This window comes from Bacillus sp. 005/A4HT-01/001 (assembly GCF_004634445.1).
Taxonomy (GTDB): Bacteria; Bacillota; Bacilli; order Bacillales; family Bacillaceae; genus Bacillus; species Bacillus altitudinis.
Map to the genome: position 1 here is coordinate 234,364 of NZ_SEIZ01000004.1, position 19,272 is coordinate 253,635.

The 19,272-nt window shown below is 42.6% G+C and carries 17 protein-coding genes and 1 pseudogene; 3 read left to right on the plus strand and 15 right to left on the minus strand.

Annotation, left to right across the window (positions count from 1 at the left end):
- Positions 1 to 20: 20 nt before the first annotated feature.
- Both ES896_RS13825 and ES896_RS13830 read right to left on the minus strand, forming a co-directional pair.
- Positions 21 to 578, minus strand: coding sequence for a shikimate kinase (locus ES896_RS13825; RefSeq protein ID WP_007498270.1), 558 nt, complete (start codon positions 576 to 578; stop codon positions 21 to 23).
- Positions 579 to 663: 85 nt separating this feature from the next.
- The gene (locus ES896_RS13830) at positions 664 to 1,437 is read right to left on the minus strand and encodes an IclR family transcriptional regulator (protein WP_017366579.1); all 774 of its coding nucleotides are present in this window, start codon (positions 1,435 to 1,437) and stop codon (positions 664 to 666) included.
- 143 nt (positions 1,438 to 1,580) lie between these two features.
- Here ES896_RS13830 and ES896_RS13835 point away from each other — a divergent pair, with 143 nt between their 5' ends.
- Complete coding sequence (locus tag ES896_RS13835; RefSeq protein WP_017366578.1) at positions 1,581 to 2,942, plus strand: hypothetical protein; 1,362 nt, start codon at positions 1,581 to 1,583, stop codon at positions 2,940 to 2,942.
- A gap of 241 nt (positions 2,943 to 3,183) precedes the next feature.
- Here ES896_RS13835 and ES896_RS13840 read toward each other — a convergent pair whose 3' ends face one another.
- The 7 genes from ES896_RS13840 to ES896_RS13870 all read right to left on the minus strand — a co-directional run bounded on the left by ES896_RS13840 (position 3,184) and on the right by ES896_RS13870 (position 11,103).
- Positions 3,184 to 4,494, minus strand: a complete 1,311-nt coding sequence (locus ES896_RS13840; protein WP_025206713.1) for an MFS transporter — start codon at positions 4,492 to 4,494, stop codon at positions 3,184 to 3,186.
- 45 nt (positions 4,495 to 4,539) lie between these two features.
- Positions 4,540 to 5,742 carry a CaiB/BaiF CoA transferase family protein gene (locus ES896_RS13845; protein ID WP_035390514.1) on the minus strand — a complete coding sequence of 401 codons (1,203 nt, stop codon included), beginning with the start codon at positions 5,740 to 5,742 and terminating at the stop codon, positions 4,540 to 4,542.
- An 87-nt stretch (positions 5,743 to 5,829) separates the two neighbouring features.
- A complete protein-coding gene (locus ES896_RS13850) occupies positions 5,830 to 6,210 on the minus strand; it encodes a cupin domain-containing protein (RefSeq protein WP_008342095.1) in 381 nt (126 codons plus the stop codon).
- Positions 6,211 to 6,233: 23 nt separating this feature from the next.
- A complete protein-coding gene (locus tag ES896_RS13855; protein WP_135226898.1) occupies positions 6,234 to 7,994 on the minus strand; it encodes a thiamine pyrophosphate-binding protein in 1,761 nt (586 codons plus the stop codon).
- Between the two features lie 38 nt (positions 7,995 to 8,032).
- Positions 8,033 to 8,806: a type I 3-dehydroquinate dehydratase gene (gene aroD / locus ES896_RS13860; RefSeq protein WP_135226899.1), complete on the minus strand. Its 774-nt coding sequence runs from the start codon at positions 8,804 to 8,806 to the stop codon at positions 8,033 to 8,035.
- A 9-nt stretch (positions 8,807 to 8,815) separates the two neighbouring features.
- Positions 8,816 to 10,249 (minus strand): aldehyde dehydrogenase family protein, encoded by a 1,434-nt coding sequence (locus tag ES896_RS13865; RefSeq protein ID WP_048001315.1) that lies wholly within the window; start codon positions 10,247 to 10,249, stop codon positions 8,816 to 8,818.
- Positions 10,246 to 11,103 (minus strand): citryl-CoA lyase, encoded by an 858-nt coding sequence (locus ES896_RS13870; protein ID WP_080964596.1) that lies wholly within the window; start codon positions 11,101 to 11,103, stop codon positions 10,246 to 10,248. Before ES896_RS13870 ends, ES896_RS13865 begins: the two co-directional genes overlap by 4 nt.
- Positions 11,104 to 12,516: 1,413 nt before the next feature.
- Here ES896_RS13870 and ES896_RS13875 point away from each other — a divergent pair.
- Positions 12,517 to 13,095 (plus strand): hypothetical protein, encoded by a 579-nt coding sequence (locus ES896_RS13875; RefSeq protein WP_135226900.1) that lies wholly within the window; start codon positions 12,517 to 12,519, stop codon positions 13,093 to 13,095.
- Positions 13,096 to 13,139: 44 nt separating this feature from the next.
- Here the strand turns inward: ES896_RS13875 and ES896_RS13880 are convergent.
- The 3 genes and pseudogenes from ES896_RS13880 to ES896_RS13890 all read right to left on the minus strand — a co-directional run.
- Positions 13,140 to 13,636 (minus strand): annotated as a pseudogene (locus ES896_RS13880) (transposase); the annotation flags it as partial.
- Between the two features lie 106 nt (positions 13,637 to 13,742).
- Positions 13,743 to 14,564, minus strand: coding sequence for an ammonia-dependent NAD(+) synthetase (gene nadE, locus ES896_RS13885; protein ID WP_048001318.1), 822 nt, complete (start codon positions 14,562 to 14,564; stop codon positions 13,743 to 13,745).
- Between the two features lie 195 nt (positions 14,565 to 14,759).
- Complete coding sequence (locus tag ES896_RS13890; protein ID WP_046527192.1) at positions 14,760 to 15,356, minus strand: DUF1989 domain-containing protein; 597 nt, start codon at positions 15,354 to 15,356, stop codon at positions 14,760 to 14,762.
- A gap of 82 nt (positions 15,357 to 15,438) precedes the next feature.
- Between ES896_RS13890 and ES896_RS13895 the strand changes: the two genes are divergently transcribed.
- Complete coding sequence (locus ES896_RS13895) at positions 15,439 to 16,788, plus strand: amino acid permease (RefSeq protein ID WP_035390523.1); 1,350 nt, start codon at positions 15,439 to 15,441, stop codon at positions 16,786 to 16,788.
- On the opposite strand, the gene ES896_RS13900 is transcribed toward ES896_RS13895, so the two are convergent.
- From ES896_RS13900 to ES896_RS13915, 3 genes are all read right to left on the minus strand, one after another.
- Positions 16,783 to 17,541: a YqcI/YcgG family protein gene (locus ES896_RS13900; protein WP_035390524.1), complete on the minus strand. Its 759-nt coding sequence runs from the start codon at positions 17,539 to 17,541 to the stop codon at positions 16,783 to 16,785. The genes ES896_RS13895 and ES896_RS13900 overlap by 6 nt on opposite strands.
- Before the next feature lie 505 nt (positions 17,542 to 18,046).
- The gene (locus ES896_RS13910; protein ID WP_135226901.1) at positions 18,047 to 18,430 is read right to left on the minus strand and encodes a UPF0715 family protein; all 384 of its coding nucleotides are present in this window, start codon (positions 18,428 to 18,430) and stop codon (positions 18,047 to 18,049) included.
- 119 nt (positions 18,431 to 18,549) lie between these two features.
- Positions 18,550 to 19,179: a LysE family translocator gene (locus ES896_RS13915; RefSeq protein WP_008342111.1), complete on the minus strand. Its 630-nt coding sequence runs from the start codon at positions 19,177 to 19,179 to the stop codon at positions 18,550 to 18,552.
- Between the last annotated feature and the right edge of the window lie 93 nt (positions 19,180 to 19,272).

Sequence of the window (19,272 nt, forward strand, 5' to 3'; positions counted from 1 at the left end):
ACCCTAAAGCGGTAGACTTTTTATTTAGAATATAAATCCCAGCCGAGCTTGAGTGTGTCGACAATATAATTGGCGACTTCTTCAGCTTCTAGATGATCTGTTTCCACTCTTGAGTTATGAAGGGAATAAATTTCCCGGCGCTCTTCAAACAGCTCTTTCATCTCGTCAAGCGTGCGGTTATGAAGAACAGGACGGTTTTCAATTAAAATATCCAGCCGTTGTTTCCAATTCTCCCAAGATAGGTCAAGGAAAAGAACCGTACAATGCTTTAAGCAAGATCGTTTGATTTCTTCCTGTTTAAACGCACCGCCTCCAAGAGACACGATCTTTAGCTGAGTATGTTCACATAAATCGACGATATAGTCCTTTTCAGCCTGTCTGAAGAACGCTTCTCCTTTTTGCTGAAACATTTCTGGAATCGTCATGTTGTACTTTTTCTCAATCTCCTGATCAACATCAATAAAATCTCTATATAACTTTTTGGCAACCAGCTGCCCAATGGTTGTTTTCCCAACGCCCATAAAGCCAATGAGGACAATATTTCGCTGTCTCACAGGAATCTCTCTATTGTTTTTCATGTTCGTGACACGTCCTCCTTACGACAAGGAATGCTACATAATGTTTCTATTATATGATAAATGGACTGAGAAAAGATAGGCATTCTTAAAAATTGTGTTTGACGACGTAACCGAGCTGTTCGGAGAGCTTCTCGGCATGCTCTTTCACTTTTTGCTGCAGCTGAGGGATGACATCTTCAGTAAATCGTTGGGTCGGTCCAGATATGGATAAACATGCCTGCACTTCCCCGTGAATGTTAAAGATCGGTGCCGCCACTGCCGCCGATCCGACTTCCCGTTCATCAATACTGCAAGCGGTATGCGTTTCAAGAATATGACGACATTCTTTTTGCCATTCCTCCATCGTCATGTGATCAGCCTCAGATGCGAAAACTTGCTGTTGAAACTCTTCGCTTTGGAAAGCAAGTAGCACCTTTCCACCAGCACCAGCGTATAACGGCAGCTTCTCACCGATTTTCACAAGATGCCGAATCGATTGCAGCCCTTCGGCTTGTTCAATACATACCCTGCTTTTGTGATCGAGCACATACAGGTTGACGGTTTCCTTTGTTTCATCACGAAGTGTGTACATGAGCGGTTTTGCCAGTTCCCTCAATTTGATGGACTTCCCAGCAATATAACCGAGAAGATAAAGTCTTTGACCGAGCCGGTACTTCATCGTCTCTTGGTTCTTTTCCACAAAATGATTCATTTCAAGTGCCTTGAGCAGTCTCGTTGTGGTAGACATTGCTAAGTTCATCTCTTTTGAAATGTCCGTTAGCGTCAACTCTTGACGTTCTTCGCTAAAGCAAGAAAGAATATCCAAAGCCCGCTGAACGGTACGCAATCCTGATTCTTCTTTTGACTTTTTATCAGCCATGTTCACTTTCTCCTTTTCCCCTTTGATTTCTTATCGACATGATTAACCAATTTTGCTATAATCCATTTTAAATGTTCCATTAAAAGAAAACAAATTCCACTGTACGGAATAAAACCGATAGATGTTTTGATGGAGGAGATATCATGATCTACCTGCTCATTTTCACACTTCTTATTAGCTTATACATCGTTCATCAACTATTCCCTGCTCCCATTCTCTCCTATTTGGTTGGTCTGCTGGCGGCTACTTCGCTCACCATTTCCTTTAAGAAGGCCAATGGACTTTATTTGAAAACGGGTGCTATGTTTCTCTTGATTGGATTGGTGTTATTTTTCTGGTCAGAACAGCCTTTGCATACGCTTTTTCTTCATTTTCATTCCATGCTAGGCTTGCTTTCTTTATTTTTCATGTTGCCATTTATTCATTCTCTCATACATGTTGGACATTTCGATACTCAATTAAATAAACTGCTTACCTTACATACAACAAGTACAAATCAGCTTTATCGCAAGAGTTCATTTGTCACTCATGTTCTTGGCATGTTTTTAAATATCGCAACGATTCCCTTATTATATACATCCTTGAAACCGTCGCTGAACGCCCTTCAGGAACAAGTCAAACAGCACCTTTATACGCGCAATCTTTTAAGGTCATATGCGCTATGTCTTAGCTGGAGTCCTGTCGAAGTACTGGTGAGTGTCACCATTGATGCAACCAAATTGAAATATTATCAGATTGCACCCGTTACGTTTTGTTTAATGGTGCTTGTGCTGTTGACGGATTGGTTGCTGTTTTCTCGTCAAAGCAAACGATTGCCGCATATCATCCAGCCGGCGGAAGCTCACTCCAACCCTCATCGCATCAAGAGAAAAACCATTCAGCTTGCTTTCATGCTGCTCAGTTTTATGACAGTCGTTTCGCTTGTTGACGCCTGGATTGGGAAAGGTTATCTGTTCGCTGTTGTGCTGACGATTATTCCTTTCGCTCTATTATTCTCGTCTATCATCAAAAAACGAAAACAATATGTAGCTGTCTCTATTCCCCATTGGAAAGAACGAACCCGCCAGCTCTCCAATTATATGTGTCTATTTTTAAGCGCGGGCTTCTTTGTCGATATGCTACTTGTCACAAACAGCCTGCAGCCGATTCAAGCATTTATCGTCAGTATATCAGATCATGCCATTTGGGTTTATGGGGTCATCGGGCTGTATTTTCTCATCACCGCTCTTTGCGGTTTTCACCCGCTCGTTTCGCTTGCTCTCTTAGTGAGCTTGATGGCACCTGTCATTCATGAACTGCCTGCCCTTCCCATCGCCATCATGCTCATTATCGCTGGAACCTCAACGGTCATGTTTAGCCCATATAATGTATCTGTCTCCCTATTAGCCGATTTGATGAAGGTCAACCCTTACCGAATCACTCGATGGAATATCTGGTTTGCTGTTTTTTATATCAGCATGGGGATCGCATGTGCAACGATCATCACCGTCATCTTTTATTCATAGAAAAAGAGAACCCAATGAGTTCTCTTTTAAGATTGTTGACAAAGGGCTAAAATGAACTTGATTTTAGCCCTTTGTCTTCTTTTCAGCGTGATAGAAAACCTTTGCAGCCTAGGAAGGACGAGCATCGGCGCGGAGCGAATTTGACATTCGTGAGCACCGAAGCGCAGGACTGACACCGAATGCGAGGGTTTGTCTACACGCTGAAAGAGAACCCAATGAGTTCTCTTTTTCTTACTCTCTATTATTTTAATTGAATCCGTTCAATCTTACCTACAATAAAGATATACGACAACGCTCCGCCTAATGCCACTAGGCTGACGAATAAAATACCGCCGTTGTAAGAGCCTGTCGCCGATACGATGAATCCGATAATCAGCGGGGTGATGATGCCGGATAAGTTAGCAAAAAAGTTAAATACTCCGCCAGCCAGACCGACCATTTCTCGTGGTGCCACCTCAGACAGCATGGTCCAGGAGATATTAGACAGTCCTTGTGCAAAGGAAGCGATGGATAAAATGGTCAGCACAAGCGGGATATTCGTTGTAAAATTCGCTAAAACAATGGTACTTGTCAGAAGCAGACCGACCACAACCGGCAGCTTTCTCGCTACATTGACCGATACACCCTTTTTAAGCAACCAGTCAGACACATAGCCTCCAAACAGCACCCCAAAGAATGCAGCGATGTATGGCAGGGATGCCGCAAAACCCACTTTGAGAAAGGCCATATTTTTCGCCTCTGCTAAATAGGTCGGAAACCATGTTAAAAAGAAAAAGAGGGTAGACGCAACAGAAAATTGACCAATATAGAGTCCAATCAATTTACGATATTTTAAAAGTGCGGCAAAGTCTGCCCATTTCAGTTTCTCCTGTGATGCCACTGTCAGTCCTTCGCCTTGACGGATCAATTCTAGCTCATCTTCATTGATCTTTGGATGCTCTTTCGGTTCGTGATAATACTTGTACCAAAAGAAAGCAAATATAATACCGAGCGCACCAGCAGTGATAAAGACGGTTCTCCAATCGAAAGTTGTCATGATCCAAAAAAGAAGAGGTGTCGCAAATGCAAGCCCCACATACTCTCCAGCGGTATAAACCCCTGTTGCAAATGCGCGTTCTCGCCTTGGAAACCATGTGGTCACAATGCGGTTATTCGCAGGAAATGCGGGAGATTCTGTAATTCCGATAAACAAACGGCAGCCAAATAAGAAGGCAAAGCTGTTCGCAAACGCCTGTAAACCGGTGAAAATAGACCAAGTCACAAGTGATATTCCATACGTTACCTTTGATCCAAACTTATCAAGAATAAAGCCGCCAGGTATCTGCATGGCTGTATAGGTCCAGCTAAATGCTGAAAAGATGAGGCCTAATAAGGCAGGGTTTAATTGCAATGAAGACTGAATCGCAGGTGCAACAATGGATACACTGGCTCGATCAATATAGTTAATAGCGGTAATAAAAAACAACAGAATCAAGATGCCGAAACGAGCTTTTGTTGGTTTCGCATAAGCAGGCCGCAAGTCGTTCCCCTTCAGTTCTGAATGCACTTTCATAACCATCCTCCTTTGTTTCCGCAGCGTGCGGATCGGTTGAGTGTCTTAAATGACCCCTTTTTCTTCTAACTGTTTACACTCTTCTTCTGTGAAGCCAAGCATTTTCGTTAAAATTTCATAATTATGTTCACCTAAATCAGGCGCAATATGGCGGATACTACCGGGGGTTTTTTCAAACTTCGGAATGATCCCAGGCACCTTCACTTTTCCAAGTCGCGGGTGATGCACCTCGACAATATTTTCTCGTGCTTTAAATTGCGGATGCTCAAAGATATCCCGAATGCTTAGAATCGGACTCACAGGCACACCATGTGTATCTAGAATGTCTAGGACGTCATCTCTTGTTTTGGACGCAATCCACTGCGAGACGATCGCATCCATTTCATCGTTATGCTTCAGCCTGGCTGCATTCACAGAGAATTTCTCGTTCTCAAGTAAATCTAAGCGATTCATCGCCTCTGCCAATCGATTAAAGGTCGAATCTGTACTCGTCACAAGAACCAAATAATGCCCGTCCTTTGTCTCATAGGTGCCGGCAGGGCTTGAATGACCGCTTAACCCTGGTGAACGCTCACGCACCTTTCCTAGCTTGTCATATTCAGCAACCAAAAATTCTAACATGCGGAACACAGATTCATAGAGAGCCAAATCCACCATTTGCCCAGTTCCTTCTGAATGTGTGTCACGGTAATACATCGCTGTCACAGTGGCAAACGCCACATAGATTCCTGCGATATAATCCGTAAGGGAAAAGGAAGGGCTGACTGGATGCCGATCTGGAAACCCTTGAATATATGTAAAGCCGCTAAACGCCGTCGCAGGTGTACCAAATCCCGCCTTGTCCTTAAACGGACCGGTTTGCCCATAACCCGAAACACGAATCATAATTAAACGAGGGTTGATTTCTTTTAATACATCGTACCCAACGTCCCATTTTTCAAGTGTTCCTGGACGAAAATTTTCAATGATCACATCAACCTGCGCTGCAAGCTTTTTAAAAATGTCTTTTGCTTCTTCTTTGTGCAAATCGAGTGTAAGAGATTTCTTATTCCTTGAAAGCCCTGACCATCTCAAAGGTTCACCATCTGCAAAAGGGCCAACATGCCGCAGTGTATCCCCTTTTCCGGGAATCTCGACTTTAATGACCTCTGCACCGAAATCCCCTAGAAGCACCGCGCCGTATGGTGCAGCAATCATCGTAGAAACATCTAATATTTTGATTCCTTCAAGCGGTGTATTCTTATTCATTGCTTGACTCCCTTTCATTCAATTGATAAAGGGCTAAAATGCTTTCTATTTTAGCCCCTTTTCTTCTTTCTCTCGTGCAAGGTTTTTTTAGTCCTTCGGAAGCTGCCCTTGCGGTGTATAGAGCCAAATCAGCCATAAAGGTTCGTCCCCTGTGTTCACATGCTGATGTGAGACACCATCTGGAATAAACATAAAGTCATTTTGTTTAAATGATTGTCTTTCTCCATCGCAAATGACTTCGCCAGACCCTTTAATCACATAATCAAATTCCTCTGAACCCGGGTGATTGTGTACCGAGCTTGCTTCGCCCGGCTCAAAAATAGTGAGACCTGCCATCATATGCTCTGACCCTACGGTATCTGGTGTGATCGTTTGAAACACTTTCCGAATCATTTTCTCTTCTGGATGATCTAAACCTAACCATAATGGATGACCGTCTTGAAATGGATTTAATACTTTAATTTTCATTGTTGATTCCTCCCTAGTCATGTTTAGTTCACACTGACATGTGAACGTTTTGTATTTGGTGAATAAATATCATTAATGTTCCAATGTCCATCAGTAGGCACTGGATCATTTTTCATCGCTACATCAATGACACATGGCTCCTGAGAAGCGATTGCTTCAGCCAAAGCTTCTTTGAATTCAGAAGCCGCCGTAATTTTGATCCCCTTCATCCCATAACCTCTTGCAATGGCTGCAAAATCAGGCGAATAGCTTTCTCCATCTTTTCTAAAAACAGTGCCGTAAGTCGTTTCATAGTGTGCCATTTGCAAGCCGGCGATCGTCCCAAACGCACTGTTGTTCATCACAATCCACACGACAGGAATGTTTTCTTCCATGGCTGTTGCGAGAACAGATGGATTTTGACCGAAACCGCCGTCCCCAACAAGTGATACAACGACACGGTCAGGTTGGGCAATCTTTGCTCCAAGTGCAGCAGGAGCGCCAAATCCCATCGTCGCAAAACCACCTGGGGTTAAAATAGTGCCTGGCGTGTATACAGGAAATTGCTGTCCGACCCCATTTTTATTCCAGCCAACATCGGTTGTAATGAAGGCATCAGGTGGCAATACTTCCCGCACTTCCTGCAAAATACGCTGTGGTTTCATTGGGAAAGACTCGTCTTGAATATTCGTCAAATTGCTCTTCTGAAATTCCTCACGATATGCCGCAATGTCCTTTTTCAATTGAGGGCGATCCAGACCTTCTGGCAGCCTTTCTTTCGCCACACGATTAAGTACAGTCAGCGCCTGCTTGAGATCTGCTACTGCTCCAATTTCCACAGGATAATTTCGGCCAATTTCATTCGGATCAATGTCAATATGGATGAGCTTGGTTGATTGGAAATTGAACGTATACTCCGATTCCCACGAACTCGCATCTGCTTCAGCAAAACGGGTGCCTAATGCCAATATATAATCCGCTGCTTTACACTGATCATTGATAAATTTCGTCCCCCAAAACCCTGTCATGCCAAGGGTCATTGGTTGATCATCTGGCATCGCCCCTTTCCCCATCAAAGAATGGGCAACAGGGATACTCAAATGATCAGAAAATGCCTTTAACTCTTCTGCTGCATCGGCTAGTAAAATGCCTCCCCCTACATATAAAAGCGGTTTGTCTGCCTGCAGCAATCGATCTATTATCCGATTCGCTGTTTGATCATCAATAGATGGTTTTTCAACGGTGTGTGTATGATGAGCGATTTGTTCAAATAACGACACATCTAAGTCTTTTGAGAACACATCCATCGGAACTGAAATCAGGACTGGCCCAGGGCGGCCGCTTTCAGCTAACTGAAACGCTTTTGATAAAATTTCAGGAAATAATTCTGGAATGTCGACTCGCCATGCTCTTTTCACAAACGGGCGATAAATTTCGTATTGAGAAGCATCGGAATGAAGATTGATTTCTTGGTGTGGGTGCTTTCCGTAGTAATGACTTGGAACATCTCCTGCAATGACAACCATTGGAATGGAATCGAGTGCGGCATTCGCTACACCTGTTGCCGCATTGGTGAGTCCAGGACCTAAGTGACTGAGCACAACAGCCGTCTGTTTTTTCGCTCGTGCATAACCGTCTGCTGCATGCGCCGCTATCTGTTCATGTCTGACATTCACAAATTGAATACGGCTTTTTTCTAACGCTGATAAAAAAGCAATATTCGTATGACCGCACAGACCGAAGATATGCTCAACTCCTCGATTTTCTAAATACTGAATGACCTGTGTAGATATATTCTTCTTCATGTTTCTCTCCTCTCACGGTGCAGCTATGAATCTGCTACTCACTGATTCTTTGAAAACACAATCGATAGAACGGTATTCAAATCCTGTATCGCAACTTGTCCAGGTGCTGAGCTTTCTTTCCCTACAGCAAAGGTCATGACAGACCCAAAGAGTCCACCTACCATTCTTGTGAAGGCGCCGTATTCCCCCATCGCCATCGAAATAACGGGGATGGACAGATGCTTTTTCGCCTTGCCAGTCGCAGAGAGCAGTGTCAGTGCATCCTCATAGGAATGCGGCATGACGGCAATCTTTGCGATATCGGCGCCAACCGATTCTGCATGGGTGAATAGCTCCACGAGCCGATCCGCCGCAGGGGTACGCTGGAAATCGTGGTACGACACAATCAAGATGACCCCGTTTCTCTTAGCCGCCTGACTGACTTGCTGGATATGCGAGACATCATGCATTAATTCAAAATCAACGGCAGCCACAAGCTGAGTGGAACAAAGCTCGACAAGCAGGGAAACCTTTTCATCCTCTGAGAGTGAGATGCGTTCGCCGCCCTCTTTTTCAGAACGAATGGTGAATAAAAATGGGATGTTATCTGCCTTTTCGATCATCCCTTTCAGGGTGTCGATGACTTGTTCCATGTCATTGAGGTGATTGAAAAAATCCGCTCGCCACTCTATCACATCAGGTTTCTTCTCAGCTAACACCTCAACTTCAAGAAACAATTCTTCCTTTGTTTGTCCAATGAGCGGCGTACAAATCATTGGCTGACCGCCTGTCTGCGCACTCTTTACCTTTTGCTGAAAGACATTCACAACCATCTGCCCCCTTTATAGCCCATTTGGCAGCACAACCATTTTGGTTTCGGTCATCTCCTCGATGGCGAAACGCGGGCCTTCCCTTCCAATACCGCTTCGTTTAATCCCGCCATATGGCCAGTGATCTAGTCTGAAATTCGATGTCCCATTGATGACTACGCCGCCAGTTTCAAGCTCTTTTGCTGCGTGTAACGCAACATCTAGCTGATTCGTAAAGACACCTGCCTGCAAACCATATCGACTATCGTTTGCTTCTTTGATTGCCTCATCCAGCTCCTCATATGGGAGAATGCTGACAACTGGGCCGAACACTTCTTCACAGACGACCTTGGCTTGTTTTGGCGGGTTTAGCAAAATAGCCGGTGTGATGCTTGCGCCCTTTCGTTGTCCTCCAGATAAAAGCTCGGCACCCATTTTCTCTGCCTCTTGTATCCATGCTTCCACACGTTTTGCTGCCTGTTCATCAACCATACAGCCGATATCACTTTCACTAGACAGCGGATCTCCAACGACAAGCTGCTCTACTTTTTGTTTAAGTGTCTCAGTAAATGACGACATAATTTGCTTGTGAACATAAATTCTTTGAACAGAAATACAGCTTTGACCAGAGTTGCTAAAGCCCGTTTTGGCACAAAGAGATGCGGCTTGCTCGATATCTGCATCATGATGAACAATCGTCGCTCCATTTCCTCCGAGTTCCAGCAGTACCTTTTTTAATCCAGCAGAGTTTGAAATATGTTCTCCGCCCACCGCACCGCCAGTAAAAGAAACAAGATTGGTTCTTTCATCCGTGACTAACTGTCTGCCGGCGTCTACTCCTCCAATCACAAGCTGCAGGCTCTTTTCAGGAAACCCTGCTTCAAGCAGGAGCTTAACAAACGCTGTGGCAACAGCTGATGTTTGCGGTGCTGGTTTTAAAATAATGGCATTCCCTGCCGCAAAAGCTGGACCGATTTTGTGACAAATTAAGTTGAGAGGCGCATTAAAAGGCGTAATCGCCAGCACAACCCCAACCGGCACTTTAAATGTCATCGCCATTGCTCTCTGTCCACGGGAAGATACATTGCCAGGAATGGTCTCACCGATTAGTCGATTGGCTTCTTCGGCTGACTGCCCCAGCGTTTCAATTGATCGTGAGACTTCATCTCTTGTATTTTTAAGCGGTTTGCCTAATTCTAAAGAAATGAGTTTTGCAAAATGCTCTTTTTGTTCTTCCAATAAGGCAGCTGCCTTTGTTAGAAGCGTTGAACGTTCTAATGCTGATATTGCCGCTAATTGTTTTTTAGCTTGCTGCGCAATAGAAAGCGCCTGTTCTATATCTTCTGAGGAGGCAAGATAGGATGTACCGATCATTTCCCCAGAGTATGGATTGATAATGTCTTCTTTGACATGGTTTGCATCCAGCCATTCGCCGTTTATATATGACAACGCTTTCAATTCACTCAAATTCTCTCACCCTCCTTCAAGTGACGCGTCCCGACCCCCGCATAACGAACAAGTCTTTCTTCATTCGGACAAGGGCCTTTCACTAGGGCACCTTTTGTCAGCTCTTCATATGCATGCGCCACGATGCCCATTCCTCTGGATAAGGAAAAGATGCCTTTTGCCGCTTCAGCTGGAATGCTTAATTCACATTGGATCGCAGCAGATACACCATCTATGTTCATCGTGATTTTTTTCCCTTTTAATTGTTCAAGTTCATGCCTAATCGCCTCAGCTAACCGTAAGTACGTTCCGCTGATATCACCTTGCTGCACATATGTTTGACTCAGCTCATACAGCCGTCTCACTCTCGGATCATCATCATGCAGCTGATGACCGATTCCCGGAATTTTTTCCTTGCGGTCTAACCACGTCTGACATACTTGCTTTGCAGCAGACTTCATATCTTTTTGTGCATCATAAACCGCTTTGGCTTCGTATAACATACGCATCGCCTTTTCTCCGGCTCCGCCATGAATATCACCTAATAGATTCACCCCTGTTGCAACAGAAGAATTAAACGAAATGCCGCACGTAACCGCCATTCTTGCCGCTGCAATAGACGGTGCTCTTGGCCCATGATCCGCACCTGCGACAAGAACACTTTCAAAAAGGCCTGCCTTCGAATCATCTAGTAATTCACCAACAAGCAGTAGATACAGCATCTGTGGATACGACAATTCACCAATAAGCTCTTCAATTGGATAGCCCCGAAGTTCAATTGAATTTTTTTGAATATGACTAATCTCAGTCTCCCACCAAGCGCCTCCTTCTTTGTATATTTCCAGTGCACTTCGATTTTTCATTGTGTGAATCATTCCTTTAGCCACTTATTTGGAGATGAACGACTCTTTTTATTCCGTCTAGTGGAATTCAATTTCACTTTTTGGAATGTGTTTTCATTGTAAGCGCATTCGTTTTTATCGTCAATCATTTTTTCTGAAAATACTGTCTTTTGATGAGAAATTAAGTGAATCGAACTAATTATTTCACCACTTATTATTCAATTCATCCTTTATTTAGTCAAACAGACTTATGTAGATCGTTCTACTAATTAATGAACCATTTTCGATTCATTCTGTCAAATTCAGCTGAAATTTGACATGAAAAGGCCCCTCCATCTTCTGGAGAGGTCTCAGAACGAAAAAACACATTTAAAGCCCTTATAAGCGTTTTTGACACACCATCCCTACTTTTAATACCTAAACAAAAAAAGCGATCAGAATCAAATCTGAGCGATCTCAACTGAAATTTTTAAGTAAACCTCTATGTGAGTGTTATAATCTCTTGATTTCCGTCAAGCGCCTTTCAAGAAGCAGCCTAGCTTTTTCGTTTTCGTTCCTCATTAGCTTTGATTAAAAACAAAACTGAAACATTTAGAATGAGAAATCCTATCTCAAACAGGTTTATTCCTACTTCTACCTTCACATGATTCACCTCCGCAGTGACTGGATTTTATCACAAAAAAAAATCCGTCAAAATGAAGCACTGAAAAATAAAAAAAATGCTTGCGGACACCGCAAGCAAAATGGAGTTTTTCAACAAAAACATAATATTTTTTTTAAAAAAACAGGCTCTCCAGCCTGTTCATTAGCGATAATTGACAATCTAATTCTTCTCTATTCGAAATTTCTCCTCCCAATTAAAAGAATCTTAATTGCGGACACCGCAACTGAAAAATAAAATTCCCACCATATTACCAATTATAAAGAAATAAATGGTAGCATTGGAATATATCAAAGAAAGTGAGTGATTTTTATAAGCCCTTGTCTCTTATGACTCTTTATGCAACCATTTTTTAGACTCTCTTATGATCCCCCAAAATAGGAACCTGTACAGAACTACAAGCAAGAAAAAAGTATAAACAAACTCAAAGGGAGAGAATGGTTCATAATCAATTATGTATGCATTAATAAACACTATTACCAAAGAAAACAATTCCATCAAAGAATCTATAAATCTGTTTTCTTTGAACACGTCCCTTGTCTTTTTGAAATTAAAGATGTCTTTAATTTCCCCACTGGAAAGTCCTTTGATTAAAGCTAAACCTATCAAGTACACACCAAAAGACATCTCAAAGGAAAAACTCAACATCTGTGTGATTACACAATAAATCAAAGTGAATAAGAATAAATACATTTTATTACTCTCCTTAACCTCTAAGTATTCCACCCCAATAGAAGGAAATACCATGTATGCGTTACCCCAAAAAACAAATAGGAGTGGCACGTATGTTTAAAAAATTTCTAGTAGTGTTATGTGTGCTTACTATTACATTTGGTTTCTCTTCTCCAATGATTAGTCATGCCAGTCAAGGTAATAATGAGACCCCCCCAGTCAGTGTAGATCAAAAACAATTGGAATTAGCAGAGAAACTATCTAATTTCTTTGAATTAGATGCGGATGGAAATATTCATTTTACAGCTGATAAAGAAACCCTTATGGAAATGGGAATTTCAGAACACGACAGTCTACTAATAACTTCAATGAAATCAGAAGAATTTAGTTTTGAAGAGAATGAGAAAAAAGGTGACATGCAGACATTAGGTTTTGTAGGTTTACACCTCAAATTAGGACCGAAAGTTAGAAGCATGAATGCCATAGTAGCAGGTGGATTTGCAGCCGGATATATCGGTTGGTACACAAGTCGAATTGCTGCTGCTGGACCATGGGGTGCTGGAGCCGCTGCGGCTATTACTGCTGGAACTTCTGGTGCTGTTGCATGGGCAGTTAAAAACAAATATAAGAAAGTTGATGTAGGCGTAAATATTATGTTTGTTAATTTAGCATATACTGTAAAAATACCTTAAAAATTACTGTTAAGCAACAATAAATAAAAAGGTCTCCCACAGACCTAGCCTAGCTTGGCTAAGTCTGTGGAAATCTTTTCATGTTCTAGCACGCAGCTGTGAAAAGAACTTGCACACTCACATTCTGTTTTCCCCTCAACCAACAGTAGCGAAGCCCATGCAGTTGTTTTGAATCTGCAAAGCTTCGCTCTATTTTTTCTTTTCTCTTTTTATATAACTTTTTTCTATAGATAGACAGACGATTTTGTCTAATCTTTTCTTTTTGTTCCTCCCATACATGTCTTGAGATCACTTTTTGATGATTTTTCGATCTTGTACAGCTTTCAAGGAAAGGACAAGAAACGCATTTTTTAGGGTCTGATTTATAGTACCTATAACCTTTTCGGTCAGTTGTCGTATATGATAGCTTTTCACCATTTGGGCATATGTAATGATCATGTTCAAAATGATACTGGAATTTCCTCTTGTTCGATGAAAGCGTCTATGTGCGATGACACCAAAAATGCGGCGATCGGATAAATCCTTTACAGATTGATGTTGTATCTCTATTATAAAATTTGAATATGGAAAATTTAAGAAAAAAATAAAGCTGTCGAGATTTTCTCGACAGCCTGAAACCCCTCCATCTTCTGGAGAGGTCTCTTATTTTATTTCCACCAGTCATCGAACATGGAAGCGGGTACTTGGCGTTTATGCTCTGATTGAACATAGCGTTTTTCAATCGCTTCTGCTGCTTGATCTGAAACTGGTTTTCCTTCTAAGTAATCATCAATATCATTGTACGTAATACCAAGTTCTGTTTCATCCGTTTGCTGAGGCTTGTCATCCAGCAGATCGGCTGTCGGTTTCTTTAAGTATAATCGCTCCGGCGCCTGAAGAGTCTCAAGCAACAACCGTCCTTGGCGTTTCGTTAAACCTGTGAGCGGAAGGACATCTGCACCGCCATCCCCATACTTCGTGAAAAAGCCCGTCACAGCTTCAGCTGCATGATCCGTTCCAATGACAAGTAAGCCTTCCTGTCCACCGACAGCATACTGTGCGATCATTCTCATGCGTGCTTTGACGTTCCCTTTATTAAAATCAGACAGCGCACCGCCTGTTTCCTTTTGATATTGTTCACTGAATGCCGTCACGGCAGGCGCGATGTCATATTTCCAAGACTTGTCCGGCTGAATAAATGATAGAGCCAGCTGCGCATCATCTTCATCTTGCTGCGTGCCATGCGGAAGACGGACTGCAATAAAGACAGCATCCTCTTTTCCTTCTTGACGAAGCTCACTTACAGCGAGCTGAGCGAGACGGCCGGCAAGCGTTGAATCCTGTCCGCCGCTAATACCAAGAACGAATCCTTTTGCACCGGTCTTTTTCAAGTAAGCCTTTAGAAATCCAACCCGTTTTTCGATCTCCTGCTTTGGGTCAATTGAGGGCTGCACATGCAACTCTTGGCTGATTTTTTTCTGCAAACTCATACACTTTTCCTCCTAAGCATCCTCTACATGAAGAGAACAGGTTTTACTTCCATTTCAATTGATTTACCTACGATTTTAGCCACTTTATTATATCATGTTTTGAAAAAAGATATTTTTTAGACGTTCCCCTTTTTCTTAAATGATCAAACATTCACAAACGAAATAGACCAAGTCTCTTTGACTGGTCTTTCCTTTTCAATCAATCTCCACCCGGATGGATGTACAGCTTGAGCCATTGCATTTTCCAATGTCAGCAGGACATGCAGACACCGCGACGATAAGGTCCATTTCTGCACGCAGACGAATGTAATCACCAGGGAGCGATTTTGGTAGCTCGACAGACAGTTTTCCTTTCTCATCAATGACTGTATTCATAAACGCATTAAAAGGATAATACATATCCTCCTTTGGAATCCCGAATGGCTCAAAAGCCGTTCTGAGATTATCGTAGCATGTATGCATGACCTCTAGGTGCGTACGCCCATATAAGAGCTGATACATTTCTTGCCGGCATGCAGGCATATATAAATCATGACATTCAACTGTATCTTCGATGACCGTAAACATTGGTTTATATAAATTAGAATATAGCTGATCTCCCTTTTTCACCTTGGAAGAGAACAGGCTGTCCATTGTAGCGCCTTGATCAAATTTTTCATAAAAATCCTTTTCATGATAGGCCATCACGTCTGCTACTTGCTGCCCTTCGACATCAACCACTCGAATACATTGTCCTTTTCCTAACCGAAAGCCAAATCCATCCTTTGGTAAAATCACGTATTCTCCATTCATCACATGCACTCCTTTCCATGTTGACAGTATGCCCAAAACGTCCTCTTGATCATGTATAAAAAAAAGAGGCGGTCACAAGCTAATGCTATTGAATCAGAAAGGTGTTGCACATGCATTGAAAGAAGAACAATCTTTATCTTGGTGGCAGCTTTCTCTTATCGGAGTCGGCTGTACAATCGGCACTGGTTTCTTCCTTGGTTCCAGCATCGCCATTACAAAGTCCGGTTATTCCGTCTGTATTTCATTTTTGCTTGCGGCAGTCGGCACATATCTCGTCTTTAAACACCTGGCTGCGATGACAGCCGAAAACCCAGATAAGGGATCATTTTGTTCCTATGCCCGAAAAGCCTATGGGCGCTGGGCGGGTTTTAGTAATGGCTGGGTGTATTGGTTTTCAGAAATGCTCATCACAGGGAGTCAGCTGACGGCGATTTCTCTTTTTACTCGTCACTGGTTTCCATCCATTCCACTATGGGTGTTTTCAGCGATTTATTCCGCTCTTGCCCTGCTTGTGATTATCATTGGGCTTTCTTCTTTCCAAAAGACGGAAAATGTCCTTGCCGTGCTGAAGACCGGGGCAATTCTGCTGTTTATGATTCTTGCCGTTCTTGTTTTATGTGGCATTCTCACAGAGCATAGGCCCACCCTTCATCTTCCAAATAATGATCACGAATGGATGCCGCTCGGTCCGCTCGGTCTATGGAATGGGCTAATTTATGCGTTTTATGCTTTCGGGGGGATTGAAGTCATGGGGCTGATGGCGGTTCATTTAAAAGACCCGAAAGACGCCGCAAAATCTGGACGTGTGATGCTGATCATTCTTGCTGTCATTTATATCGTCTCCATCGGACTTGCGCTTTTGCTTGTTCCAGTGACAGCCTTTAACGAGAATAGCAGTCCATTTATTACATCACTGGAGCCATTTCATTTATCGATTTTCCTTCATATTTTTAATGGCATTTTCATTATTGCGGGGTTTTCCACATTGGTTGCCTCCCTCTATGCGGTCACAACACTGCTCGGCACGATGTCGGAGCATCAGGATGCACCTGCTTGTTTTAAACAAAAAGAACCATCTCATGTCAGATGGTCTTCAATTCTTTTAACTGCTGCAGGGTTGATTGTCTCGATTTTGCTGGCACTCTTTTTGTCCAAACACATTTACGAGCATCTCACAACGGCAGCCGGTTTAACTCTTTTGTACACATGGGTGTTTATTCTGCTTTCAAGCAAAAAACTGTCAAAGCCATCCACTCGCCAAACGTGCGAAATGGTTCTTGCCCTGATCTTAATTGGTGCAGCTGTTTCAGGTACTCTGACAGAGGCAAGCGGACGACCTGGCTTTTTTATTAGCCTTGGAATCATTGCTGTCATTGGCATCATGGTACTCTTTATGAGAAAAAAGTGGAAACAGGATCAGGCCGCATCATAATTTCATCATGTTTTTTAAAGCAGTAAATGGACATTTGGCGGAGGCTGGTTTCTCCGCCTCATCATCTGAGAGAAAGTATTGTTTCCATTCTAAATTTTTCTGATCCCCATACCATTTTAATGCTGGGTGTACATCTACTTGATCATACGCCTTCAGCCTCTTCCGAACGAGTTTACTCATTTTTTGACCAAATGTGGTGGAACCGTTCATCTTTTCAAACACCCACCTTGGTTGAAAGGCCCACATCACATAAGGAAAGTGACGACTTTTTCTTAGCTTATGCGCTGGTGTCGCGCATAAAATAAAATAAGGCTCCCCATGAAAACAAAATTCCCATTCATGATTTTCAGGATCTGATGGAATTTCCTCTGGCCATTTCATTTCATCCTTTTGATGTAATTGCTGAACCATCGACCAAAACTGCTCCTCATACTCTTCGAGCGAATACTCCTTCATATCCTGCGGTGTTTCAAAAAAGCAAATGAACGAAGCATATTGACCGGTTTCCCTAGAGCAGCTTTGGTATTCCCTTAAAAGCTCTGCTAATTCATTCACGGCCTCTTCTCCCCGCGGATCACCGACAAACCCATAACGCAAATGATCGAGAAAAAATCCTTGTCTGCCTGGTACACACGGAAATGTATCTGCCTCATCACCGACCATTTCTCCAAACTGTGTGAAAGCATCCTGCTTCCATTCTTCGAGTGATCGTAGATTTTGATCAAGGCAACTTTTTGCATACAGCTGGGCCATTTTCTTCCACCTCGTTTTAGCGTCTTCTCCATAGCCTATGAGGAGGAAAAAGCTGTGGTGACTGTCCTTCAACGACTTTCACTGGACATTTACAAGGTGATTGATTTGCCGGATGAGGCAGGAATTCACTTCCATTTATCTAATCATGTATGAGTATGCTTCTGCAAATCATCATTTAGCCGCCTCTATCTAATAGAGTTGGTCATTATAAAAGAAATGGGTGAATGACATGCGTCTTCTTTTTCTCCATCCGATGTATCTGATCTTATTTACACTACCAGTGATGGCTTTCCTTTGGGGATTTGTTGGCTATCTGCTATTCAAGCGGATATGGCCTGTCCTCATATTAACGTCCGTGATCTCGATGATTTTCATCTTCGCTTATACTGGATTTGACCTTAGCAATCTATATTGGGTCCTTCTGATGACGGCTCTTGCTTTTGTATCAAGCGGACTCTCGAAGGTCATACACGTTCATGTTCAAGAGAAAAAACGGGAAAAGCCTTTATGATTGTTTCTTCTTTAAAAAGACGGAATCAAGCAGCCAATAAATAAAGGCCGCACAAAAGCTAAATAGATAAACTTTGTAGCTAATAAAGACAACAACACCATAATCAATCCATAAAGCAAGCGCCGAACAAACCACCCACGCCCCGATAAAATAAACCAATAAATCACGGCGTCGAAACTTCTCAGGATGACGGTGTAAAACCATTTGGATAGGTGCAGCAAATAGGACATAAGCGATCAAAATAAAAAGACTGGTGACCTCCACATAACTGAATCTGGATTCAGGTAGGGCAAACAACATGGTATAAACGAATGTCGCTGTGATCACAGACAAAATCAGCATACACACATAGTTGAATGCTGGCAGGAACATACGCATGGCAAAAACTCCTTCAATTTTATGTATCTTCCATCATTATTGAAGAGTGTCCTATTATTGTCAAATATGAAAAAGGGCTAAAATGATTTAAATTTTAGCCCTTTTTCTTATCAACCTTTCTATCCAATGAGCGCCATGATTCCTTGATATCCAAAATAGGCACCGAAGCCAAGTAAAGAGAGACCTGCCAGAACGGATAAGCCGTGCAAAATTCGTTCATTTAAATACCGTCTAAACGTACTGGCGAGCAGCGCCATACAGAAATCCCATAAGAGCATGCCGATGAAAATAGCAATGCTGTACATCAGCATTTGAGATGCCCCGTACTTTTCAATCGTATTGGCTAAAATACTGCCATAGATCCCAAGCCAAAATAATATACTAAGCGGATTGGAAAGGGAAATGAAAAATCCCGTCATGAACGAATGCCCGATCGACGTGTTTCCTCCGTCCTTCTTTGGGCTTTCATGCAAATTGATTTTACGAAGGCTTTCAATACCGGTATAGGTCAGAACGAAAAAGCCGAACAGCCACAAAAAGGTTTTCACAAGAGGTGCAGTCAAAAGCTGGGCGACACCAAAATAGATGAGGATCATATAGACAATATCCGCAGCCATAGCCCCCACACCAAAAATCCAAGCGTGCCAAAATCCACTTTTAATCCCTCTGTCGATTTGGGCTGCATTGACTGGCCCAACAGGCGCTGAAAGTGACAACCCTAAAAAGATATAACCAAAAAACACCGCCACATAGACGTCCTCCTTTTGATGCTGACTTGTACATGTTATTCACGCTTTCGTTGTTTTAGTACAAGTCCTTCGTCACCTTTTCTGAAGATAAGC